Annotated in this window: 18 protein-coding genes; 12 read left to right on the top strand and 6 right to left on the bottom strand. The window is 65.9% G+C overall.

Annotation, left to right across the window (positions count from 1 at the left end; translation table 11 throughout):
* Positions 1 to 283: 283 nt before the first annotated feature.
* From QHG62_RS02540 to QHG62_RS02510, 7 genes are all read left to right on the top strand, one after another.
* Positions 284 to 1,174 carry an AraC family transcriptional regulator gene (locus tag QHG62_RS02540; RefSeq protein ID WP_281149262.1) on the top strand — a complete coding sequence of 297 codons (891 nt, stop codon included), beginning with the start codon at positions 284 to 286 and terminating at the stop codon, positions 1,172 to 1,174.
* A 114-nt stretch (positions 1,175 to 1,288) separates the two neighbouring features.
* Entirely contained in the window at positions 1,289 to 2,209 is a 921-nt protein-coding gene (locus QHG62_RS02535) for an ABC transporter substrate-binding protein (RefSeq protein ID WP_281149261.1), read from the top strand.
* Positions 2,210 to 2,221: 12 nt separating this feature from the next.
* Positions 2,222 to 3,733: a sugar ABC transporter ATP-binding protein gene (locus QHG62_RS02530; RefSeq protein WP_281149260.1), complete on the top strand. Its 1,512-nt coding sequence runs from the start codon at positions 2,222 to 2,224 to the stop codon at positions 3,731 to 3,733.
* Positions 3,730 to 4,710 carry an ABC transporter permease gene (locus tag QHG62_RS02525; protein ID WP_281149258.1) on the top strand — a complete coding sequence of 327 codons (981 nt, stop codon included), beginning with the start codon at positions 3,730 to 3,732 and terminating at the stop codon, positions 4,708 to 4,710. The genes QHG62_RS02530 and QHG62_RS02525 overlap by 4 nt, the downstream gene beginning before the upstream one ends.
* 211 nt (positions 4,711 to 4,921) lie before the next feature.
* Positions 4,922 to 6,052 (top strand): alcohol dehydrogenase catalytic domain-containing protein, encoded by a 1,131-nt coding sequence (locus QHG62_RS02520; RefSeq protein WP_281149257.1) that lies wholly within the window; start codon positions 4,922 to 4,924, stop codon positions 6,050 to 6,052.
* A 14-nt stretch (positions 6,053 to 6,066) separates the two neighbouring features.
* A complete protein-coding gene (locus QHG62_RS02515; protein ID WP_281149256.1) occupies positions 6,067 to 7,593 on the top strand; it encodes an FGGY-family carbohydrate kinase in 1,527 nt (508 codons plus the stop codon).
* A 407-nt stretch (positions 7,594 to 8,000) separates the two neighbouring features.
* Positions 8,001 to 8,738, top strand: coding sequence for an SDR family oxidoreductase (locus QHG62_RS02510; RefSeq protein ID WP_281149255.1), 738 nt, complete (start codon positions 8,001 to 8,003; stop codon positions 8,736 to 8,738).
* 21 nt (positions 8,739 to 8,759) lie between these two features.
* On the opposite strand, the gene QHG62_RS02505 is transcribed toward QHG62_RS02510, so the two are convergent.
* The 3 genes from QHG62_RS02505 to QHG62_RS02495 are packed head-to-tail and all read right to left on the bottom strand — an operon-like array spanning position 8,760 to position 12,296.
* On the bottom strand, positions 8,760 to 9,074 hold the full coding sequence (locus QHG62_RS02505) for a polyhydroxyalkanoic acid system family protein (protein ID WP_281149254.1): 315 nt from the start codon (positions 9,072 to 9,074) through the stop codon (positions 8,760 to 8,762).
* On the bottom strand, positions 9,067 to 10,203 hold the full coding sequence (locus QHG62_RS02500; RefSeq protein ID WP_281149253.1) for an aminopeptidase: 1,137 nt from the start codon (positions 10,201 to 10,203) through the stop codon (positions 9,067 to 9,069). Before QHG62_RS02500 ends, QHG62_RS02505 begins: the two co-directional genes overlap by 8 nt.
* Positions 10,200 to 12,296 carry a molybdopterin-containing oxidoreductase family protein gene (locus QHG62_RS02495; protein WP_281149252.1) on the bottom strand — a complete coding sequence of 699 codons (2,097 nt, stop codon included), beginning with the start codon at positions 12,294 to 12,296 and terminating at the stop codon, positions 10,200 to 10,202. The genes QHG62_RS02500 and QHG62_RS02495 overlap by 4 nt, the downstream gene beginning before the upstream one ends.
* A 55-nt stretch (positions 12,297 to 12,351) precedes the next feature.
* Between QHG62_RS02495 and QHG62_RS02490 the strand changes: the two genes are divergently transcribed.
* Positions 12,352 to 13,476, top strand: coding sequence for an ABC transporter substrate-binding protein (locus tag QHG62_RS02490; RefSeq protein ID WP_281149251.1), 1,125 nt, complete (start codon positions 12,352 to 12,354; stop codon positions 13,474 to 13,476).
* 31 nt (positions 13,477 to 13,507) lie between these two features.
* Here QHG62_RS02490 and QHG62_RS02485 read toward each other — a convergent pair whose 3' ends face one another.
* The 3 genes from QHG62_RS02485 to QHG62_RS02475 are packed head-to-tail and all read right to left on the bottom strand — an operon-like array spanning position 13,508 to position 17,053.
* Positions 13,508 to 14,602: a M14 family metallopeptidase gene (locus QHG62_RS02485; protein ID WP_281149250.1), complete on the bottom strand. Its 1,095-nt coding sequence runs from the start codon at positions 14,600 to 14,602 to the stop codon at positions 13,508 to 13,510.
* The gene (locus QHG62_RS02480) at positions 14,599 to 15,801 is read right to left on the bottom strand and encodes a M20 aminoacylase family protein (protein WP_281149249.1); all 1,203 of its coding nucleotides are present in this window, start codon (positions 15,799 to 15,801) and stop codon (positions 14,599 to 14,601) included. The genes QHG62_RS02485 and QHG62_RS02480 overlap by 4 nt, the downstream gene beginning before the upstream one ends.
* A gap of 55 nt (positions 15,802 to 15,856) precedes the next feature.
* Positions 15,857 to 17,053 carry a glycerophosphodiester phosphodiesterase gene (locus tag QHG62_RS02475; protein ID WP_281149248.1) on the bottom strand — a complete coding sequence of 399 codons (1,197 nt, stop codon included), beginning with the start codon at positions 17,051 to 17,053 and terminating at the stop codon, positions 15,857 to 15,859.
* A gap of 99 nt (positions 17,054 to 17,152) precedes the next feature.
* On the opposite strand from QHG62_RS02475, the gene argE reads away from it, so the two are divergent.
* From argE to QHG62_RS02455, 4 genes are all read left to right on the top strand, one after another.
* On the top strand, positions 17,153 to 18,319 hold the full coding sequence (gene argE, locus QHG62_RS02470) for an acetylornithine deacetylase (RefSeq protein WP_281149247.1): 1,167 nt from the start codon (positions 17,153 to 17,155) through the stop codon (positions 18,317 to 18,319).
* Positions 18,312 to 19,574 (top strand): DUF445 domain-containing protein, encoded by a 1,263-nt coding sequence (locus tag QHG62_RS02465; protein WP_281149246.1) that lies wholly within the window; start codon positions 18,312 to 18,314, stop codon positions 19,572 to 19,574. Before argE ends, QHG62_RS02465 begins: the two co-directional genes overlap by 8 nt.
* 120 nt (positions 19,575 to 19,694) lie before the next feature.
* A complete protein-coding gene (locus tag QHG62_RS02460) occupies positions 19,695 to 21,359 on the top strand; it encodes a hypothetical protein (RefSeq protein ID WP_281149245.1) in 1,665 nt (554 codons plus the stop codon).
* 145 nt (positions 21,360 to 21,504) lie between these two features.
* Positions 21,505 to 22,278 (top strand): MHYT domain-containing protein, encoded by a 774-nt coding sequence (locus tag QHG62_RS02455; RefSeq protein ID WP_281149244.1) that lies wholly within the window; start codon positions 21,505 to 21,507, stop codon positions 22,276 to 22,278.
* Positions 22,279 to 22,281: the final 3 nt, after the last annotated feature.

The raw sequence follows: 22,281 nt of genomic DNA, 5'->3' as shown, positions 1-22,281 counted from the left end.
TGCCGTAGCGCCGGGCAGCGCCCTCGGGGCGGGAAAACACCTATGAATTCTTGACACGGCCTCTCCCGTGTTTTCCGCAGTGCAGCAATCGCATTGGCAGAAGGGCCTTCCCCCGAGGAGAAAGCCGCTTGCTGCACCGCAATGCCTGGGTGCTGCAACTCACCCGAGCGTCAAAAAAGTATCAGTTTCGACCTCCAACTCTGGTTGTGGGCGTCCGGGGCGGTTCGTACAGTCCGCCCACTGCCATACGCTGCAAGCCACAACAAGGAGACGAGAAAACGCCATGCAACCCGATCTGGAAATCGTCGAAGTCCGCGGAGATGAATCGTTCACCGCCTGGGCCCACGGCTATCCGTATCGCACGGTGCGCTGGCATTTCCATCCCGAGTACGAAATCCAGCTGATCGTGGAAACGCGCGGCGTGTACTTCGTGGGCGACCACGTCGGCCACTTCGAGCCGGGCAACCTGGTGCTGATGGGCCCCGACCTGCCGCACAACTGGATCAGCGACGTGCCCGCGGGCCAGAGCGTCGAGCGGCGCGGCATCGTGATCCAGTTTCCGGCCGGGCTGGTCGACCGGATGGCGGCCACCTTTCCGGAGTTCGCCCGCATCGGCCCGCTGCTGGCCGAGGCCGGCTCGGGCCTTCTCTTCTCGGCGGAAACAGCCGTCACGGCCAAGCCGATCATGGAAGCGCTGCTCGAAGCACGCGGACTGCGCCGGGTGATCCTGCTGCTGTCGTTGCTCGAACTGCTGGAGGGCAGCAACGACCGCCAGCGGCTCGCGAGCCCGGCGTTCAAGCCCGACCCCAAGGCCTTCATGTCGCACGCCATCAACAACGTGCTGGCGCATATTGCGGCCAACCTGGGCGACGACCTGCGCGAGCCGATGCTGGCCGAGCTGGTGGGCCAGAGCCCGAGCGCCTTCTCGCGCTCGTTCCGCAAGCACACGGGCCAGTCATTCGTGCGCTATGTGAACCGCCTGCGCATCAGCCGCGCCTGCGAGCTGCTCACCAGCAGCGAAAAACCGGTGCTCGACGTCTGCATGGACGTGGGCTTCAACAACGTGTCGAACTTCAACCGCCAGTTCCTGCTGCACAAGCGCATGCCGCCGACGAAGTTCCGCAGTTTCCATCGCATGCAGGCCGCGGCCTCGCGTGCCGCAAATCCGCCGTAGCCGGCTTTCTTCCCTGTTTCCGTGCCCTCATCGGCGCGGCGCTTCGAGCGCCGCGCGGGGGCGCCTTTGCCCCGAGTTTTTCGACAGCCATCACAAACCAGGAGACACAGCACCATGAAGAACTTTCTCAAAGCCACCGCCGTCCTTGCCGCGCTGGTCTGCGGCGCCTCTGCCGTGCAGGCGCAAACGCCAAAGCAGCCGCTGCGCATCGGCATGACTTTCCAGGAGCTGAACAACCCCTACTTCGTGACGATGAAGCAGGCGCTCGAAGAAGCCGCGGCCAGCATCGGCGCCACCGTGGTCACCACCGACGCGCGGCATGACGTATCCAAGCAGATCGGCGACGTGGAAGACATGATCCAGAAGAAGATCGACATCCTGCTGCTGAACCCGACCGACTCCACCGGCGTGCAGTCGGCGGTGCGCTCGGCCAAGAAGGCAGGCGTGATCGTGGTGGCGGTGGATGCCAATGCGCAGGGGCCGGTCGATTCGTTCGTGGGTTCGAAGAACCTCGATGCCGGCCGCCTGGCCTGCGAATACCTGGCGAAGAACATCGGCGAGAAAGGCGACGTGGCCATTCTCGACGGCATTCCGGTCGTGCCGATCCTGGAGCGCGTGAAGGGCTGCCGCGAAGCGCTCGCCAAGTACCCCGGCATCAAGGTGGTGAGCACGCAGAACGGCAAGCAGGAGCGCGCCACCGCGCTCACCGTGACCGAGAACATCCTGCAGGCCAACAAGGACCTGAAGGGCATCTTCAGCGTGAACGACGGCGGCTCGATGGGCGCGCTCGCCGCCATCGAAGCCAGCGGCAAGGACGTGAAGCTCGCGAGCGTGGACGGAGCACCCGAAGCCATCAAGGCCATGCAGAAGCCCAACTCGAAGTTCATTGCCACCACTGCGCAATACCCGCGCGACCAGATTCGCCTGGCCGTCGGCATTGCGCTGGCCAAGAAGTGGGGCGCGAACGTGCCGGCCGCGGTGCCGGTGGACGTGAAGCTGATCGACGCCGAAGGCGCGAAGACCTTCAGCTGGTAACCCGCATTGGCCATGACCTCCTCCGCAGAAGAGATGCTCCGGCTGGAAGGCGTGTCCAAGCGCTTTCCGGGCGTGAAGGCGCTCTCGGGCATCGACCTGTCGATCCGCAAGGGCGAGGTGCACGCGCTGCTCGGCGAGAACGGTGCGGGCAAGTCGACGCTGATGAAGATTCTCGGCGGCATCTACCAGGCCGACGAGGGCCGCATCTTCATCGACGGCCGCGAGCGGCAGTTCGCGGGCTACGGCGATGCGATCGCGGCGGGCGTGGGCATCATCTTCCAGGAGTTCAGCCTCATTCCGTACCTGAACGCGGTGGAGAACATTTTTCTCGGCCGCTATCTGAAGAATCGGTTCGGGCTGCTCGACAGGGCCGCCATGAAGCGCTCCGCACAGTCGATCTTCGAGGAGCTGGGCGTGCAGATCGACCTCGACGTGCCGATCTGCCGGCTCTCGGTGGCGCAGCAGCAGTTCGTGGAAATCGGCAAGGCGCTGTCGCTGAAGGCGCGGCTGCTGGTGCTCGACGAACCCACCGCCACGCTCACACCCAACGAGGCCGGCCACCTATTCAAGATCATGCGGGAGCTGCGCGCCAAGGGCGTGGCGATGATCTTCATCTCGCACCATCTGGACGAAATCTTCGAGGTGTGCGACCGCATCAGCGTGCTGCGCGACGGCGCGAATGCCGGGCACGCGGACGTGGGCGCGACCGACGTGAACGCGCTGGTCGAGATGATGGTCGGCCGCAAGATCGAGCACAACTTTCCGCCCAAGCCACAGCCCGCGCCGCGCAGGCGCAAGGTGCTCGAAGTGCCGGAGATCCAGCTTGCCAAGGGCGGGCCGGTGAACAGCTTCGATTTGCACGAAGGCGAAATTCTTGGCTTTGCAGGGCTCGTAGGCTCGGGCCGCACCGAACTGGCGCTGGGAATGATGGGCGCTGACCGCGTGCACCGCAAGACGGTGCTGCGCAACGGCAAGCCGGTGCACCTGAACGATCCGACGCAGGCGTTGGAGAACGGCATCGGCCTGCTGCCCGAGAGCCGAAAAGTCGAGGGGCTGATCACCGACTTCACGATTCGCTTCAACATTTCGATGAACAACCTGGGCAAGCACAAGAGCGCCGGGCTCGTGAGCCAGAAGTCGGAGAAGCAGTCGGCCGCCGAGCTCTCGAAGCGTGTGGGTGTGAAGGCTCCTAGCGTCGAGACGCGCGTGGCGACGCTCTCGGGCGGCAATCAGCAGAAGGTGGTGATTGCGCGCTGGCTCGACCACGACTGCGAAGTGCTGATCTTCGACGAGCCCACGCGCGGCATCGACGTGGGCGCCAAGGCGGAGATCTACAGCCTGATGCGCGACCTTACGCAGCAGGGCAAGGCCATCATCATGATTTCGAGCGAGCTGCCCGAGATCGTGGGCATGTGCGACCGCGTCGCTGTTTTTTCAGGCGGGTCCATCGTGGCCACGCTCGAGGGCGACTCCATCAACTCCGGCGACATCATGCGCCACGCAACGACAGGAGGCCTGCAATGAATGCAACCGCCATCCACCCTACACCGCCCACGCCCGACGGCGGATTGTTCACGCAGCTGCGCCGCTCGACCGCTTTTCTTCCACTGGTCGGCCTGGTCGCGATCTCGGTCTTCATGATCGTTGCGACCGACAACTTTCTCTCGTGGGGCAACCTGCAGAACATCGCGCTGCAATCGTCGATCAACGCGATCATCGCGGTGGGCATGACCGCCGCCATCCTCACCGGCGGCATCGATCTCTCGGTGGGTGCGGTGGTGGCGCTCTCAGGCACGCTGGCCTCGGGAATGATGGTGCAGTTCGGGCTGCCGCCGATGCTTGCGGTGCCGCTCGGGCTGGCCGTGGGCGCGGTGATCGGCCTCTTCAACGGCTACTGCGTGGCTTACCTTCGCATGCCGCCGATCATCGTGACGTTGGCCACGATGGGCATTGCGCGAGGCATTGCGCTGATCTACACCGGCGGCTATCCGATCGACGGATTGCCGGAGTCGTTCGCCTTTCTGGGCGGCGGCGTGCTGGCGGGCATCAAGGTGCCGATCCTCATCATGCTGGCCACCTACCTGGTTGCCTATGTGCTGCTCAACATGGCGCCGTTCGGCCGCTATGTGTATGCCATCGGCGGCAATGAGGAAGCGACGCGGCTCTCGGGCGTGCGCGTGTCGCGCTACAAGCTGCTGGTGTATGCGCTGAGCGGTTTCACCGCAGCCGTGGCCGGCATCGTGCAGGCGGCGCGCGTCACGAGCGGGCAGCCCGGCGTGGGCGTGGGCTTCGAGCTCGACGCCATTGCGGCGGTGGTGATGGGCGGCACTTCCATTGCCGGCGGGCGCGGCGCCATCGTGGGCACGCTGGTCGGTGCGCTCTTGCTGGGCGTGCTGAACAACGGTCTCAACATGATCGGCGTGTCGCCGTACCTGCAACTGATCATCAAGGGCGGCATTGTCTTGCTCGCGATCTTCATCAGCCGGGAAGCCAAGCGCTGACGCCTTCTTCGTGCTCCTTCCCCTTCCGGGGGAGGGGCAGGCAGGGCGTGCCCATTGTTGACGCTGCTTGCCCCCACCCCTGCCCTCCCCCGGAAGGGGAGGGAGAAAAACCAAACCCAACACAACCCTGACCACAAGGAACCCATGTCGTATCCCCCGGAAGGGGAGGGAGAAAAACCAAACCCAACACAACCCTGACCACAAGGAACCCATGTCGTACCAAAAACTCCAGCCCGGCGCATCGGGCGCGATCGGAAAGCTCGCCGCCATGCAGGCCGTCGTCTGCCACGGCCCGAAGGACTACCGGCTCGAAACCGTCGAGGTGCCCGCCATCGGCCCGAACGAGCTGCTGATCTCCATCGCAGCCTGCGGTATCTGCGCCTCCGATTGCAAATGCCATTCGGGCGCAAAGATGTTCTGGGGCGGCGATGGGCAGCCCTCGTGGGTCAAGGCACCCGTGGTTCCGGGCCATGAATTCTTCGGCTACGTGGAGGCACTCGGCGAAGGCGCGGCCGAGCACTTCGGCGTCGAGAAGGGCGACCGCGTGATCGCCGAGCAGATCGTGCCCTGCGACAAATGCCGCTTCTGCACATCGGGCAAATACTGGATGTGCGAAGTGCACAACATCTTCGGCTTCCAGCGCGTCGTGGCCGACGGCGGCATGGCCGACTACATGCGCCTGCCGCCGACCTCGCGCGTGCACAAGATTCCCGACGGCATTTCGCTGGAAGACGCAGCCATCATCGAGCCGCTCTCGTGCGCGATCCACACGGTGAACCGCGGCGACATCCAGCTCGACGACGTGGTGGTGATCGCGGGTGCCGGCCCGCTCGGGCTGATGATGGTGCAGGCGGCGGCGCTCAAGACGCCGAAGAAGCTGATCGTGATCGACCTCGTGCCCGAGCGGCTCGCGCTCGCGAAGCAGTTCGGCGCCGACGTGACGATCAACCCGAAGACCGAGAACGCCGATGCGATCGTCAAGGGCCTGACCGAGGGCTACGGCTGCGACGTGTACATCGAGACCACGGGCGCGCCCATCGGCGTGACGCAGGGGCTGGACATGATCCGCAAGCTCGGCCGTTTTGTCGAGTTCAGCGTGTTCGGCTCGGAGACGAGCGCCGACTGGTCGATCATCGGCGACCGCAAGGAGCTCGACGTGCGCGGCGCGCACCTGGGGCCCTACTGCTACCCGATTGCCATCGACCTGCTGGCGCGCGGGCTCGTCACCTCGAAGGGCATCGTGACGCACGACTTTCCGTTGACCGAGTGGGAGCGCGCCTTCAAACTGGCCAACTCCCTCGATTCGATCAAGGTGCTGCTCAAGCCGCAGCCCAGGTCCTGAAAGACGGTGTCGCCATGAAGTACGTGATCGGTGTCGACATCGGCACGCAGAGCACCAAGTGCCTGCTGGTGGGTATCGACGGCAGGGTGCTTTCGCAAAGCAGCGTGGCCTACCAGCCGGAGACGCCGAAGCCGCTGTGGGCGCAGCAAGACTGCGAAGTGTGGTTCGATGCAGTGTGTGAGAGCGTGCGCGCCTGCGTCGCGAAGAGCGGCATCGCGCCAGCCGAGATTGCCGCCATGTGCGTGAGCAGCCTCTACGGCGGCGCGGGCATCCCGGTCGACGAGGCGATGCAGCCGCTGCATCCGTGCCTGATCTGGATGGACCGCCGCGCCACGGCAGAAGTCGATGCGGTGAACGCGACCGTCGATGTGGCGCGGCTGCAAGCCATTACCGGCAACGGCATCGACAGCTACTACGGCTTCACCAAGATGCTGTGGATTCGCGAGCACCTGCCCGAGGTATGGGCGAAAACACGGTACTTCCTGCCGCCCAACAGCTATGTCAATTGGCGGCTCACCGGAGAGCTCGCGGTCGACCACAGCTCGGCCGGCAACATCGGCGGCGTGTACGACGCGGCGCAGCGCAGCTGGTCGGAAGAAGCGCTCGACATGCTCGGCATTCCGGCGCGCATGATGCCGCCGCGCCTGGTCGAATCGAGCGACGTGGTCGGCGGGCTGAGCGCCGAATGGGCCGCCAAGCTGGGCCTTGCCGAAGGCATGCCGCTCATGACCGGCGGCGTGGATGCAGCCGTGGCCACGTTCTGTGCCGGCGTGACCGGCAGCGGCGACCACGTCGCGATGATCGGCACCAGCATGTGCTGGGGCTTCGTGAGCCCCACGGTGGATGCGCGCCACAAGCTCATCACCATGCCTCATGTGTACCGGGGCGCAGACCGCAGCTATGTGTTTGGTGGTGCCATCACGGCAGGTGCGGCCGTCACCTGGTTTCGCGAGACCTTCTGCCAAGCCGAAGTGGCCGAGGCCGCACGTACCGGCGAAGATGCGCATGCAGTCATCGAACGCGAGGCGGTCGACGTGCCGCCCGGCGCGGAAGGCCTGGTCTTCCTGCCCTACATGATGGGCGAACGCAGCCCCATCTGGGATGCGCAAGCCAAGGGCGCGTTCATCGGCCTCTCGCTCGCGCACAGCCGCGCGCACCTGTACCGCGCGGTGCTCGAAGGCGTGAGCTTCGCCCTGCAGCACAACATCGAGTCCGGCCGACAAAGCGGACAACCGCTGGACGACCGCCTGATCGTGGTCGGCGGCGCGGCGCATTCGGACCTCTGGATGCAGATCGTCGCGGACATCACGGGCTACCCGGTGTTCACGATCGAGGAAGAAGTCGAGGCGGCCGTCGGCGCTGCAATGCTCGCCGCGCTTGGTGCGGGGCTGGTGGATGCCGCGGTTGCAGAGCGCGGGTGGGTCACGCTGGTGGAACGCGCGCGGCCGCAACCTGAAGTGCAGGCGATCTATCGCAGGCGCTTCGATATCTACAAATCTCTTTATCCCGCATTGCGTGACGCGATGCATGGGCTGAAATGAATTCTTGTCGTGCGGTTCGCGGTGCTGGAAGGCATTCTGGGTGCGCACCCGCCGACGGGGTACCTTTCTCCGCGAATGTCCCCCGGCCTGCGGCCTCCTCCTTTCCGCGAATGTCCCCCGGCCTGCGGCCTCCTCCTTTATTTCGCTGCGCAAGGCACCCCATCGACGTGAGGGTTGCAAAGAGCGGTGGTTGATCAGCGGTACACCAGCAGTGCGTCCAGGTGCACAGGGCATCGGGTACTCCCCGCAGCGAAATAAAGGAGGAGGGGCGCAGCCCCGGGGGACATTCGCGGAGGGAGGGGCGCAGCCCCGGGGGACATTCGCGGAGGGGAGTACCCGGTGGCCTTTGCACACGCCCTGAATGCATCCCAGCGCACCCCACGCCACCACACTAAACAACAACCGACATGAAAACCTCCTTCGACTTCTCCGCCAAACGCGCCCTCGTCACCGGCGCCAGCAGCGGCATCGGCCGCGCAGTAGCAGTACGGCTCGCACAATCAGGCGCATCGGTCACGGCCGTGGGCCGCAACGCCTCGGCACTCGATGCCCTGCACACAGAAGCCGGTTGCACCCCACTGGTGATCGACATCGAAGATGCGGCCGCCCTGGAACGAGAACTCGCAGCGTTGCCAGCCTTCGATCTCGTGGTGAACTGCGCCGGTATCGCATTGCTCGAATCGGCGTTCGACTTCCAGCCCGAGAGTTTCGACACCGTGATGGCCGTCAACGCGCGCGCCGCGGCGCTGGTGGCCTCGCGCTGCGGCAAGGCGATGGTCTCGGCCGGCGTGCGCGGCAGCATCGTCAATGTGTCGAGCCAGGCTTCGCTGGTCGCGCTCGATGCGCACCTTTGCTATTGCGCGTCGAAGGCCGCCATGGATGCGATCACGCGTTCGCTGTGCCTTGAGCTTGGGCCGCACGGCATTCGCGTGAACAGCGTGAACCCGACCGTCACGCTCACGCCCATGGCCGAGCAGGCCTGGGCCGATCCCGCAAAGAGTGCGGCTGCGCTCAGGAACATTCCGCTCGGGCGGTTTGCGCAGGTCGATGAAGTGGTGGCGCCCGTCTTGTTTCTGCTCTCCGACGGCGCATCGATGATCAGCGGTGCGGCGCTGCCGGTGGACGGCGGCTACACCATCGTCTGAAGCCGCTGCGTCGAAGAGCCGTCAGGCAAAGCGGCTTTTGCCGCCCGGCGCATCGAGCAGCGCGTCGAGGTTCTTCGCAATTTTCTGCTCGATCTGGTCGCTGAAGCTGCTGAACAGAAAACCCAGCGTGGCCTCCAGCGTGAGCGTGTTGGCCGTGACCTCCACGGTGCCGTCGATGCCCGCGCGGCTGAACTGCGCAACGTCGTGGGTCTCGCCTTCGGTGTAGGTGCATTCCAGGCCGTAGTCCTGCTCGACCTGCTGCATCCATTGGCGTGCGATTTCGCGTGCGCCGGCAATGCCCAGCGCGTGGTTTCGTTCGATATGGATGTCAGGCACCGTGATCTCCGTGGTCGTCTTGGTTCTTGTGGATGGAATTGTTCGTCTGCAGGACGCCGGTGGCCGCCTGCAATGCGTGGCGCCGCTCCTCCATGGAGGGTAGCGCGGCAATGCGGCGCACCTCCTTGTAGAAGCGCGGCCAGTTGCGCCCCTCGCGTTCGAACAGCGCCTCGAAGCCGGGCACCAGGTCGTCGTAGGCACCCTGGGCTGCAAAGCTCGCGTTGTTGGCACGGGCCACCCAGAGGTCGTACGCACCCTGGCGCGGCCCCTGCCATTCTGCGCGCAGCCCGGCATAGCGCTCGCGAAAGTCGTCCATCGCCGCCTTTTTCATGGCGTCGACCGCCGCCCAGTCGCCGGCCTTGGCCTGCGCGGATTCGTACACCTGGTTGAGCGCTCGGCGCGTGTTGAGGGCCAGCGCCCGGAACTGCTGGCGCTGCGCATCGAAGCGCGCATATTCGCTGCGCGCGGCCTCGCTGGCTTCGCGTTGCAGCCACACGGCACCGCCGATGCGTTCCACCGCCGTGGCGTACGACTCGTTGAAGACCGTGTCTCCGGGCACGTAGAGCACTTGGTGCGCGAGCTCGTGGAACACGATGCGCGCCAGCTCGCCTTCGGGGTAGCCGATGAAGGTGGAAAGCAGCGGATCGCCGCCGGCCCAGTTCATCCAGCCCAGCGTGGAATACGCCGGCACGGGGTAGACGGCGGTTTCCAGGCCCTTGGCGCTTTGCGCCTCGGCTTCGGCCTTGGCCCCGGCCTCGTCGTAGTAGCCGCGGTAGCCCACGCATCCCGCCACCGGAAAACACCAGTTCTTGAGGGTAAGCGAATACGGCGGGGCCGCCACCACGTTCCATACCGCGGCGCGCCGGTGCAGGTCGGCGTACGAGGTGTAGCTCGGGTTGTCCGGCAGCGACAGTTCGGTCACCGCAAAGCGGCGGATGCGCTGCGCGAGTTCGAGCTTGGCTTTCAGCGGCTGCGAAACACTTGGATCGGCCAGCCACTCGGGCACCGGCTTGGCGGCCCGCATGATGCCGATGTGGCCGCTGGCCGATTGCCAGTAGTAGCCGAGATCGGCGCAGCCGCTCAGCAACATCAGCGCGGCGGCCAGCGCGGATGCGGGGGCAGCCCTCACCCCAGCCCTCTCCCGGAGGAAGAGAGCGGCGACGGAGCAACACGCTCCACTTCGACCAGACAGTCGTAGAAGGTCGGGGCACGCCCGATGTCAGTCAGGCGCTGGCTGGTGAGCTGGTTGACGTTGGTGCCGTCCATGCCGAGCTTGCGCCACCAGATGCCCATGCCATGCACCACGCCGGGCCGCGCGCGGCGCGAGACTTCGGCGCGGCAGCAGTGCTCGCCGCGGCCGTTGAACACGCGCACCGTGGCGCCGTTCTCGATGCCGCGGGCGGCGGCGTCGGCCTCATGAATCTCGAGCAGCGGCTCGCCTTCGATGGCGCGCAGGCTCGTGACGTTGACGAAGGTCGAATTGAGAAAGTTGCGCGCAGGCGGCGAAATCATCGCGAGCGGAAATTCGGCGGAGCCGCCCGCCGGTTCGTAGTTGGGCACGTGGTCGGGCAGCCCGTCCATGCCCTGCGCCTGGAGCCGTGCGCTGAAGAATTCACAGCGGCCCGAGGGCGTCGGGAACTTGCCCTCCGCAAAAGGCGCCTCGGGCAACGGCAGGCTGGTGAAGCCCTGCGACAGCAACTCTTCGTAGTCGACGGCGCCGGGCGCAAAGGCGGTGCGGCACAGCGACTCGTCGTCTTCGGAAAAGCAGGGCTCGTCGAAGCCCATGCGGCGCGCCAGCTCGCGGAAGATCCAGGCGTTGCTGCGCGCCTCGCCGCGCGGCGCGACCGCGGGGCGGTTCAGCAGCACGTCGGTGTGGCCGTAGCTGCAGTGGATGTCCCAATGCTCGAGCTGGGTGGTGGCCGGCAGCAGGTAGTCGGCGTAGTCGGCGGTGTCGGTCTGGAACTGCTCCAGCACCACGGTAAACAGGTCTTCGCGCGCAAAGCCCGCCACCACCTTGCCCGACTCGGGCGCCACCGCGACCGGGTTGCTGTTGTAGACCACGATGGCCTTCACCGGCTTGGCCTGGTCGAGCAGCGCATCGCCGATGGTGCTCATGTTGACGGTGCGCGGCTGGCGCCCCGCAAGCAGGTCGGGGCGCTGCAGCGCGGCGCGATCGGCCGGAAAGTGGCCCGAACTGCTCAGCAGAAGCCCGCCCGCGCGGTCGCGCCATGCGCCCACCAACGCCGGCAGGCAGGCAATGGCGCGCGCCGCGTTGCCGCCGCCGCGCACGCGCTGCATGCCGTAGTTCAGGCGAATGGCGGCGGGCTTGGTGGTGCCATAGGCCTCAGCCAACGCCACGATCTGCGCCTCGGGCACGCCGCACACGGCAGCGGCACGCGACGGCGGCCATTGCAAGGCGCGCTCGCGCAGCTGTTCCCAGCCAAGGGTGTGGTTTTCGATGTAGCCGTGGTCGAGCCAGTCGTGCACGATGAGCTCGTGCATCAGCGCCAGGGCCAGCGCCGCGTCGGTGCCGGGCAGCAAGGCAACGTGCTCGTCGCACTTGTCGGCGGTTTCCGTCTTGCGGGGATCGATGCACACCAGCCGGGCCCCCGCGCGCCGGGCGGCCTGCGCATGGCGCCAGAAATGCAGGTTGCTCGCAATGGAGTTGCTGCCCCAGATCAGGATGAGCTTTGCCTCGGCAAAGAACTCGATCCGCATGCCGATCTTGGCGCCCAAGGTGTAGACCATGGCCTCGCCGCCGGCCATGGAGCAAATGGTGCGGTCGAGCAGCGTGGCGCCCAATTTGTGGAAAAAACGCCGATCCATCGACTCGCCCTGCACGAGACCCATGGTGCCAGCGTAACTATAAGGCACAATTGTTTCCGGATCCGTCTGCAATGCACGAAGATGCGCGGCGATGTCGTCAAGAGCGGCGTCCCAGCTGACGGGTTCGAACTGGCCAGAGCCCTTCGGACCGGTGCGCTTCATGGGCTGCACGAGGCGATCGGCATGGCTGTTGCGTTCGATATAGCGTGAAACCTTGGTGCAAAGGACGCCGCCCGTGTGCGAATGGGCCGGATTGCCCTGCAGCTTTACGGCCACCCCGTCCTTGACGGTGGTGACCAGCGCGCAGGTGTCCGGACAGTCATGCGGGCAGGCGCCCAGGACTGTGGAAGTTTCGGTGGGGAGAACAGTAGTTGCAGAGACCGGGGCATCGTCCATCCGGCAAGTCTAAAGTTTTCCAGATAGTGCGCGGCAACGCGAAGAGGTTTTCACCATGATGAATCGCAGACATTTTTCACTGGCCACGGGTGCGGCCGCGCTGGGTGGTTTCCAGCTGGCCAGGGCACAGGGCGACACGCCGCTCGTGCTGGGCCAATCGGCACCCTTCACCGGCCCGGCAGCGCAGCTTGGCATCCAGTTCCACCAGGGCGCCAAGCTGTTCCTGGACCAGTACAACGCCCAGCCCGGCCGCCGCCAGGTGGTCATCAAGAACCTGGACGACGGCTACGAGCCCGAGCGCTGCGCTGCCAACACGCAGAAGCTGATCGACGAAGACGTGTTCGCCCTGTTCGGCTACATCGGCACGCCCACCAGCATGGCAGCGCTGCCGCTTGCGGTAAAGGACAAGGTGCCTTTCGTGGCGCCGTTCACCGGCGCCATGTCGCTGCGCGAACCGTTCCACAAGAACGTGTTCCACCTGCGCGCGTCGTACAACGACGAGACCGCGCTGATCGTGAAGCAGCTCACCCACCTCAACCTGAAGAAGATCGCGGTCTTCTATCAGAACGACGCCTACGGCAAGGCCGGCCTCGACGGCGTGACGCTGGCGCTGTCGCAGCAGGACCTCAAGCCGGTGGCGCTGGCCACTGTGGAGCGCAATTCGGTCGACGTGGCTGCGGCGGTGAAAAGCATCGTGGCGGCACGCCCCGACGCGGTGGTTCAGGTGGGTGCCTACAAGGCGTGCGCGGCCTTCATCCGCGAGGCGCGCAAGGCCGGCTACGGCGGCACCTTCTTCAATGTGTCTTTCGTGGGCACGCAGGCGCTCGCCGACGAGCTGGGCAAGGGCGGCGCGGGCGTGATGGTGACGCAGGTGGTGCCCTCGCCCTACAACCCCGCCAACGCGATCACGCGCGAGTTCAGCGACGCGGTCAAGAAGGCGGGCGCCTCGGCGAGCGCCAATTTCTCGAGCATGGAAGGCTACCTCGCCGCCAAGGTGCTCACAGAGGGCCTGCGCCGCGCACCGGGCAAGGCCTCGCGCGACGGTCTCATCACAGGGCTCGAAAGCATCGACCGCCAGCAGTTCGGCGGCTTCGAGGTGTCGTTCTCGCCCAAGAACCACGTCGGCTCGAAATTTGTCGAGCTGTCGATGATCACGGCGGACGGCAAGATCAGGACCTGAGCGCGGGGACACCGCGCGCCCCTGCTTTTCCTTAGCTGCTCAGGCCGTCCACCGCCTGGAACATGGCCTGGCGCGCCTGGCTGACGATCTGCCCGCGCCAGGCATCGGTGTCGGTATAGAAGGCATCGCGCATCCGCGCACGAATGCCGTCGGCCAGGTCGGCCGGCGCTTCGGGGTGCTTGTGCAGCCAGTGATCGGCGCGCAGGGCGCCCAGAACGTCCAGCATGGGCAGCGTGCCGTATTCGAGCGCAATGCCGGTGTACTCGGCCTGCGGACATTCCTGGTACACCGCTTCGCTGACGAGGCCGCTCAGCAGCGCCGAGGTGGACGAGCCGTCGTAGATCGACGTCACCGGCGCCCCTGGCGCACCCCACCAGGCATTGGCCCTGGCGTAGGCCGCCTTGTCGTCCCGCCCCGCGAAGATGCGTTCGCCGATGCCGTTCGGCCCGAGTCCGGTGTGAAGGTCGATCCAGCCCAGCCGGCGCGTGCCGGCCGCATGGCGGCGCAGCACATTGCGCAGTGCCTTGTTGCTCCAGGTTTGCGCCTTGCCGCCAAAAAACAGCCCGTCGTCGAACTGGTATTGCCCGCCGGTGACAGCCGCCTGGAAAGCAGCCACGCCGTGCTTTTCGATCCATCGATCGACCGCGGCCTGGTTCTCGGGCGTGGGCGGCCAGGCGTCGGGCAACAGCAGCGGATGCAGTTCGGCGTAGGCCTTGTTGGCCGGCAACGGCTTCGAGAAATCGAGAAAGTTGCGGTTCAGGTCGACGTTTTCCTGTGTCACGCGCCGGCCGTATGAAAAGCCGTGCGGGTTGAGCGCATGCACGTACAGCACCGCAACACCCTGCGCCTTTGCCTTTTCGCGCCACTCGGCATCGTGCAGCGCAAACACCTGCACGCCGCTGCCGCAATGGCCTTCCACGCCGTGGCAGGCGCTGGAAACGATCAGCAGGCGCTCGGCGCTGGCATCGCCGTCGAGCGCCACGTCCATCGAAAGCTCTTCGCCGCCCTGCCCTTTGCCGGGATGCGCATGCGGCTCGACGGTGAGGCCCGCGCTCACGCAGGCCTGCAGGAACTTCTGGCGCGCTTGCGCATAGCGCGGCGAAAACGCCTCGCCGATGCCGATCAAGATGCGGTTCCTTCGGGCTTCAGGAACTGCTCGGCCAATTGCACCCAGCAGGTGGCGCCCAGGGGAATGAGGTCGTCGTTGAAGTCGTAGCTCGCGTTGTGCAGCGTGCACGGCCCTTCGCCGTGGTGCACGTCGCGGTGCGAACCGTCGCCGTTGCCGATGAAGGCATAGGCGCCCGGCTTGGCCTGCAGCATGAAGGCGAAGTCTTCCGAGGTCATGGCGGGCTCTTGCCGCAGCACGTTCTCGGCACCCACGATGCCGCCCATCACGCGGCGCGCAAAGTCGGCCTCGGCCTCGGTGTTGACCGTGGGCGGGTAGTAGCGTTCGAAGCGGAAGTCGCAGGTGGCGTCGTGCGCAGCGCAGATGTTCTCGGCAATCTTCTTCATGCGCGCCTCGATCATGTCGAGCACCTCGATGGAGAAGGTGCGCACGGTGCCCGTGAGCTCGCAGTTGTCGGGAATCACGTTGTTGGTTTCACCCGCGTGGATGGTGGTGACCGAGATCACGGCCGAATCGGTCGGCTTCATCTTGCGCGTGAGAATGGTCTGGAACGCCTGCACGATCTCGCAGGCGATCGGCACCGGGTCGATGCCGGTCTGCGGCAATGCGGCATGGCCGCCCTTGCCGATCACGTTCACATAGAACTTGTTGCCCGACGCCATGACCGGGCCCGGGCTCACCGCGAACTGTCCGGCCTTCATGCCGGGCCAGTTGTGCATGCCGAACACGGCGTCCATGGGGAACTGCTCGAAGAGCCCTTCCTTGATCATTTCGCGCGCGCCGCCGCCGCCCTCTTCGGCCGGCTGGAAGATCAGGTACACCGTGCCGTCGAAATTGCGGTTCTTGGCCAGGTGCTGCGCCGCGGCCAGCAGCATGGCGGTGTGGCCGTCGTGCCCGCAGGCGTGCATCTTGCCGTGGTGCTTGCTGGCGTGCGCGAAGGTGTTGAGCTCGGTCACGGGCAGTGCGTCCATGTCGGCGCGAAGGCCGACGGCGCGGCTGCTGGTGCCGTTCTTGACAATGCCCACCACGCCGGTGGTGCCCAGGCCGCGGTGAATGGGAATGCCCCATTCCGTGAGCTTGCCTGCCACCACATCGGCGGTGCGGACTTCTTCGAAGCAGAGTTCGGGATGGGCGTGGAGGTCACGCCGCACGGCGGCAATGCCGGCCGCCTGCGTGACAAGCGAATCGATGAGTTTCATGGGGCACAGTCTAGACTTTGCGCAAAGCGCCGCAAAGACCGTGCCGGGCAAACCCTCAGCGGCCGAGGCTCTTCAGATACTCGGTGCGCGCGGCCAGCGCGGTGTCGGTGAAGTCGGTGAAAACGCCATCCACGCCGAGCTTGTAGTAGATGGCGTACTCGTTCTTGCCGCTGTTGCCGTAATCGGCAGCCAGGCGGCGCGACTCGTTGCGGAAGGTGAACGGGTGCACGAACAGGCCGGCCTTGTGAGCGTCGGCGATCAGCGTGGTGGGGGACACCGAGGTGGCGTCGGCGTCGTTGATCTTGCCGTCCTTGTTGACGTCCACCGGCTTGCCGTCGGCGCCGATGGTGCCCTTGATGCTCACGATATAGCGCTTCCACGGGCCGATGCCGTCGGCGTAGGTCTTGATTTCGGCCAGGCCTGCGGGCGTCACCATCACGTCGAAGTTGCGCTTGTCGCCCGCCTTGGTCCATTCGTAGGGACGGTCGACCGGCACGGCGTAGGTCATGGCACCGGTCTTCATGTCGATGCCGTCGCCATCGATCAGCTGGATGAGCCGGGTGTTCAGGCCCTTGCTCTTCATGTACTTGAGGCTGCCGGGCTCGAACGACTGCACGTAGATGGGCGCGGTCTTGCTGTTCCAGCCGGCAGCATTGATGGCGGCAACGACCTTGTCTTCCATCGGCAGGCCCAGGTCGCGGAAGTAGGTCGGGTTCTTGGTCTCGGGGTAGATCGCGATGGTGCGGCCCGTTTCCTTCGACTTGGCCTTGGCAAAGTCGATGATCTCCTGGAAGGTGACGATCTTGAACTTGCCGTTGAAGTCCTGCAGCCGCTCGGCATCGGTCGAAATGCCGCCCAGCGTCTTGATTTCGGCCAGCGTGAAGTCGTTGCTGAACCAGCCGGTCTGGGTTTCGCCATCGACCTTGATGGTCTTCTTGCGAGAGGCAAAGCGCGGGTGCCTGGCCACGTCGGTGCTGATGGCCAGGTTGGGGTCGTGGCGGGCGATGAGCACGCCGTCCTTGGTGGAGACCAGGTCCATCTCGATCACGTCGGCGCCCAGTTCGACGGCGCGCGCATAGGCTTCGAGCGTCTGCTCGGGCAGGTACCCGGAGGCGCCGCGGTGCGCAATGACCAAGGGCGGCTGGCCGTCGAGCGTCAGCAGCTTTCCGGACGAGCCGGCGGGGCCGGTGGTACCGCAGGCGGCAAGACAGAGGGCTGCGGTTGCAGAGAGAGCCAGCTGAAGGGTGCGCATCGTCTTTTTCTCCATCCAAAAGAGGCGCAGGGTAACCGCTTGGCATGACAGCACCGGCAACCGCGGCGCGCGGCGCCGACTTCTTGGACAATCTGTTGCATGCTCCATACGCTTTCCCCTCAAAGCCTCGCCCTGGCCCAGGCGCTCGTGCGCATGAACACCGTCAGCGCAAACAGCAACCTCGAACTGATCGATCTCGCCCAGAGCCACCTGGCATCGCTGGGCGTCAAAAGCCGCATCACCTACAACGCCGAGCGCACCAAGGCCAACCTGTTTGCCACGCTCGGTGAAGGCAAGCCGGCCGGCGTCATCGTTTCGGGCCACACCGACACCGTGCCCTGGGACGGGCAGGAATGGAGCGTCGACCCGCTCTCCGCCGTGGTGCAGAACGAGCGCCTCTACGGCCGCGGCTCGGCGGACATGAAGAGCTTCATTGGCATCGCCCTGTCCAATGCCAAGCGCTTCCTTGAAAGCGACTCCCCCTTTGCGGTGCACTTCGCGTTCAGCTATGAAGAAGAAATCGGCTGCTTCGGCGTGAAGGAACTCATTGCCGACATGCGCGACGCAGGCATCAAGCCGCTCGCCTGCATCGTGGGCGAGCCCACCAGCATGGTGCCGGCCATCGCACACAAGGGCGTGTACCGCTACAAGTGCTGCGTGCGCGGCAAGGAGGCGCATTCGTCGCTCACGCCGCACTCGGTCAATGCCATCGAGATGGCTGCGCGCGTGGTCGGCAAGGTGCGCGACATGGCCGAGGGCTTCGAGCGCAGCGAGCCGCGCTACGAAGGCTTCGACGTGCCTTTCAGCACCGCGAGCGTGGGGCAGTTCCACGGCGGCATTGCCGACAACGTGGTGCCGCGCGATGCCGAGTTCCGCTATGAATTCCGCGACCTTCCCACGGCCGATGCCAAGCGCATGCAGGCCGACGTGCTGGCCTATGCGGCGAGCATCGAGCCCGCAATGAAGAAGGTGGCGCCGGATGCAGGCTTCAAGTTCGAGACCATCTGCGAGATCCCGAGTTTCCTTGGCGCGGCGGACGACCCCATCACGCTGCTTGCCCAGCGCCTGGCGGGCGAAGACCGCACCACGCTGGTGGCCTTCGGCACCGAAGCGGGCCTTTTCAAGAACGCCGGCATCCCCACCGTGGTGTGCGGCCCCGGCAGCATCAACCAGGCGCACCAGCCCGACGAGTTCGTGAGCCTGGAGCAGCTGGCGCGCTGCGAACTGTTCATGGAACGCCTCGCGGCCACGCCGACCATTGGCTGAAGACCACCACGGCAGCGGCGCGCTGCAACGCATGAAGCGCGTCGCGCTGGGCCTGCTGTGCGCCGCGGCGCTGCTGTACGCGCTGGCCAGCGCGCTGCACGACGAGCACGCGGCCTGGGGCTACGTGGCCGCCTTTGCAGAGGCCGCGATGGTCGGCGCCATTGCCGACTGGTTCGCGGTGGTGGCACTGTTCCGCCACCCGCTGGGTTTGCCGATTCCGCACACGGCCATCATCCCCAGCAACAAGGACCGCATCGGCGCCAAGCTGGCCGGCTTCATCTGCAACAACTTTCTCGGCACCGAGCAGGTGCTCGCCAAGCTGCGGGCGTTCGACGCGGCCGGCCGCATTGCCGACTGGCTGGCGCGCCCCGCCAGCGGCGAGAAGTTGGGCGAATGGGGCGTGGCCGCCGCGCGCTACGGTCTCTCGGCATTCGACGACGAGCGGGTTCGCGCCTTCATCGGCCGTGCCGCGGCCGCGGGCCTGGAGAAGATCGACCTCTCGCGCCTGACCGGCCAGGCGCTGGACGCACTCACCGCGGGCGGGCGCCACCAGGCCCTGCTCGACGATGTGCTGCAGCAGGTGGCCGGCCTGCTCGAAGGCGAAGAGGTTCAGGCGCACATCACCGAAGCCATTGCGCGCGAGATCAAAACGCTGCGCTACGTGGGGCTCGACCAGGTGGCGGCCAAGCTCGCCATGCGCAAGATCGTCGCGGCCGTGGCGCGCACCATTGCCGAACTGGCGGCCGAGCCGGGCCACCCGATGCGCAAGCGCTTCGACCACTTTGTCGACGACTTCGTGGTGCGGCTGAAGCTCGACCCCGAGTTCCAGCAGCGCGGCGAGCAGATCCGCGCCGAGCTCATGGCCCACCCCGCGCTCGGCGACTACCTGCACGGGCTGTGGGGCGAGCTGCTGGCGTGGCTGCATGACGACCTCGGCCGGCGCGATTCGACGATCCGCCGCCGCATCGCCTCGATGGCCGGCGCGCTGGGCGCGCGCCTGCAGGCCGACGACGCCATCCGCCAGTGGATCAACGAGCAGATCGAGGCCGCCGCGCCGCGGGCCATCGAACGCTACCGCGAGGACATCCGCCGCTACATCGAGGAGCGCGTCGCCGACTGGAATGCGGACGAAATGACCGTGGAGCTCGAGCGCAACATCGGCCGCGACCTGCAGTTCATCCGCATCAACGGCACGCTGGTGGGTGGGCTGGTGGGACTGTTGATCCACACGGCGACGCAGCTGCTGCGCGGGTAATCCACAGCGGAAGAAAGTCCGCATGTCTTGACACATGTAGCGGCACATGTCGCAGTTGAGACTGCGCCGCATCCCCCTCGTCCTTCTAGACTGCGCGCGCAACCACAAGAAGGAGAAGGCATGCCCCGTCGCCTGTTGCGCGCTGCCGCCGCGCTGACCGCCACGCTCGCCCTGCTGGGCGCCTGCAGCACCGTTGTCGCACCGCCGCCCACCACCCGGCCCGCGTCATGGGCTGCGCCCGAGGCGCTGGTGCCGCCGTCCTCCTTCTCGGGAGTGCACGGCCTGGCCATCGACCAGAAGGGCCGGCTGCTTGCCGGCTCCGTGCTCGGCAACACCCTCTGGGAGGTAGACCGCACCACCGGCGCGGCCAAGGTGCTGATCGGAGCCCCCGAGGGCCAGGCCGACGACATTGCGGTCGGCCCCAAGGGCGAGCTGGCGTGGACCAACTACCTCATGGGCATGTTGCGCTACCGCGAGAACGACGGCGCTCCGATGCGCGTGCTCGCCAAGGACCTGCCCGGCCTCAACTCACTCGACTTCGACCGCCGCAACAACAAGCTCTATGCCTCGCAGGTGTTCCTTGGCGATGCGCTCTGGGAGATCGACCGCGAAGGCCAGAAGCCGCCGCGGCTCATCAAGAAGGACATGGGCGGTTTCAACGGCTTCGAGGTCGGCCCCGACGGCATGCTCTACGGGCCGCTGTGGTTCAAGGGCCAGGTCGTGAAGATCGATCCGGCCAACGGCCAGATGACCGTGATTGCCGACGGCTTCAAGATTCCCGCCGCGGCCAATCTGGACGGCAAGGGCAACCTCTGGGTGGTCGATGCGCGCAGCGGCGAGCTGGTGCGCGTGGACCTGGCCACCGGCCGCAAGACCGTTGCGAAGCAGTTGCGCCCATCGCTCGACAACCTGGCCATTGCACGCGACACGCCCGACGGCACCATCTACATCTCGAACATGGCCAACAACGAGGTGCAGGCCTTCAACCCGGCCACCGGTGCGCTGCGCACACTCACCAGCGGCAAGCTCGCGGCGCCTGCGGGCCTCAAGATCGAGGGCCACACGCTCTGGGTGGCCGATGTGTTCGGCTTTCGCCAGGTGGATGTGCGCACCGGCGAAGTGCGCGACGTTTTCCGCATGCAGCGCGATCCGGATCTCGACTATCCGTTCGCCGTCGGGCTCTCGGGCCACCTGTTTGCGCTGACCTCGTGGTTCACCGGCACGGTGCAACTGGTCGACCGCCAGACCCTGCGAACCGTCGAGACCATCCACGGGCTGAAGGCGCCTTTCGACGCCCTCCCCATGGCCGACGGCAGCGTGATCTATGCCGAGATTGCCACTGGCAGCATCACGCGCGCCCGGGGCGCCAAGTTTGCAGACAAGCAAGTGCTCGCTAGCGGCCTGAGCGGCCCCGTGCAAATGATCATCGGCCAGGACGGCGCTCTTTACGTGACGGAGGCGGCCGGCAAGCTGACCCGCATCCCGCTCGACGCGAGCGCGCCGCTTCGTGCAATTACGGAGGGCCTGGCACTGCCCGAAGGTTTGGCGCAAACGCCATGGGGAAGCTTCATCGTGGCCGAAAGCGCGGCGCGCCGGCTGGTCGAAATCGACCCTGCCAACGGCTCGCGCCGCACCGTGGCGGAAAACCTGCCGATCGGCTTGGCCCCGGGGCCCGGCTTGCCCCCACCCTACGTGGTGACAGGCGTGGCCGTGGGCAGCGACGGGAGCATCTACGTTGCGGCCGACCTGAACAATGCGATCTACCGGATTCGGCCGCGGCGGTGAGGTGTGAGAAGGTAAACAAAACCGCAGCGAATTCTGTTTACTTTTAAAAACAACTATTACAGACTGGTCGGCGAACGACTCGTTACAACCCTTTCTACATCCGATCCACGGCGGCGAGTCGTTCTTTTTCCAGGAGAACAAACGCATGACCCCCCTCGTCGTTGGCCAGTTGCTGTCGCCCGAGTATTCGCTCGGCCTGGTAGCTCTCTCGTTTCTCATTTCGTTCGCGGGTTCCCTTGTGGCGCTGATCTGCGCGGGGCGCATGGTCGGTGCGGACGGCAAACCCAACTTGGCGGTGGTGGCTTGCGCTGCGGTGGCGCTAGGCGGCATCGGCATCTGGTCGATGCATTTCATCGGCATGCTGGCCTACCGGCTGCCGGTCGGCATTTCGTACAACGTGCCGCTGACCGTCGTGTCCCTGGTGGCGGCCATCCTCATTTCCGGCATTGCGCTCTACCTGGCGGGCGGGCGGAGCAAATTCAGCAAGCCCGGCTGGCTGGCCGGCAGCCTGCTGGCGGGCCTGGGCGTTTGCGTCATGCACTACATGGGCATGTTTGCAATGAACATGCGCGCTTCGATGGATTTCGATCTCAACATCGTCGGGCTCTCGGTGGTCATTGCCATCACCGCCGCGGGCGCGGCCCTGTGGCTGGCCTTCAACCTGCGCCGGCTGAGCCACAAGATTGCCGCTGCTGCGGTAATGGGCGTGGCGGTGTGCACCATGCACTACGTGGGCATGAGCGCCGCCAACATGATCTGCATTGCGGCCGCCCCGACCGACGCCCTGGCCATTGGTGGCAGCTACATGGGGCTGACGGTGTTCGGCACCGCCGGCGCGGTGCTGATCTTCATCTACTGGGTGATCACGGGCACCAGCCTGGACGCCCCGGTTGCTCCGCGGCGGGTACGCACCAGCTAATTG

Source organism: Variovorax paradoxus (assembly GCF_029919115.1).
In the GTDB taxonomy this organism is placed as follows: Bacteria; Pseudomonadota; Gammaproteobacteria; order Burkholderiales; family Burkholderiaceae_C; genus Variovorax; species Variovorax paradoxus_O.
This window is presented reverse-complemented; position numbering and strand designations above follow the sequence as displayed.

Excerpts from the sequence above, each read along its gene's own strand:
- QHG62_RS02480 (WP_281149249.1), bottom strand. The coding sequence starts at position 15,801 with ATGAAACTCATCGATTCGCTTGTCACGCAGGCGGCCGGCATTGCCGCC.
- QHG62_RS02520 (WP_281149257.1), top strand. The coding sequence starts at position 4,922 with ATGTCGTACCAAAAACTCCAGCCCGGCGCATCGGGCGCGATCGGAAAG.
- QHG62_RS02525 (WP_281149258.1), top strand. The coding sequence starts at position 3,730 with ATGAATGCAACCGCCATCCACCCTACACCGCCCACGCCCGACGGCGGA.
- QHG62_RS02455 (WP_281149244.1), top strand. The coding sequence starts at position 21,505 with ATGACCCCCCTCGTCGTTGGCCAGTTGCTGTCGCCCGAGTATTCGCTC.
- QHG62_RS02510 (WP_281149255.1), top strand. The coding sequence starts at position 8,001 with ATGAAAACCTCCTTCGACTTCTCCGCCAAACGCGCCCTCGTCACCGGC.
- QHG62_RS02530 (WP_281149260.1), top strand. The coding sequence starts at position 2,222 with ATGACCTCCTCCGCAGAAGAGATGCTCCGGCTGGAAGGCGTGTCCAAG.
- QHG62_RS02495 (WP_281149252.1), bottom strand. The coding sequence starts at position 12,296 with ATGGACGATGCCCCGGTCTCTGCAACTACTGTTCTCCCCACCGAAACT.
- QHG62_RS02475 (WP_281149248.1), bottom strand. The coding sequence starts at position 17,053 with ATGCGCACCCTTCAGCTGGCTCTCTCTGCAACCGCAGCCCTCTGTCTT.
- argE (WP_281149247.1), top strand. The coding sequence starts at position 17,153 with ATGCTCCATACGCTTTCCCCTCAAAGCCTCGCCCTGGCCCAGGCGCTC.
- QHG62_RS02535 (WP_281149261.1), top strand. The coding sequence starts at position 1,289 with ATGAAGAACTTTCTCAAAGCCACCGCCGTCCTTGCCGCGCTGGTCTGC.
- QHG62_RS02515 (WP_281149256.1), top strand. The coding sequence starts at position 6,067 with ATGAAGTACGTGATCGGTGTCGACATCGGCACGCAGAGCACCAAGTGC.
- QHG62_RS02540 (WP_281149262.1), top strand. The coding sequence starts at position 284 with ATGCAACCCGATCTGGAAATCGTCGAAGTCCGCGGAGATGAATCGTTC.
- QHG62_RS02490 (WP_281149251.1), top strand. The coding sequence starts at position 12,352 with ATGATGAATCGCAGACATTTTTCACTGGCCACGGGTGCGGCCGCGCTG.
- QHG62_RS02460 (WP_281149245.1), top strand. The coding sequence starts at position 19,695 with ATGCCCCGTCGCCTGTTGCGCGCTGCCGCCGCGCTGACCGCCACGCTC.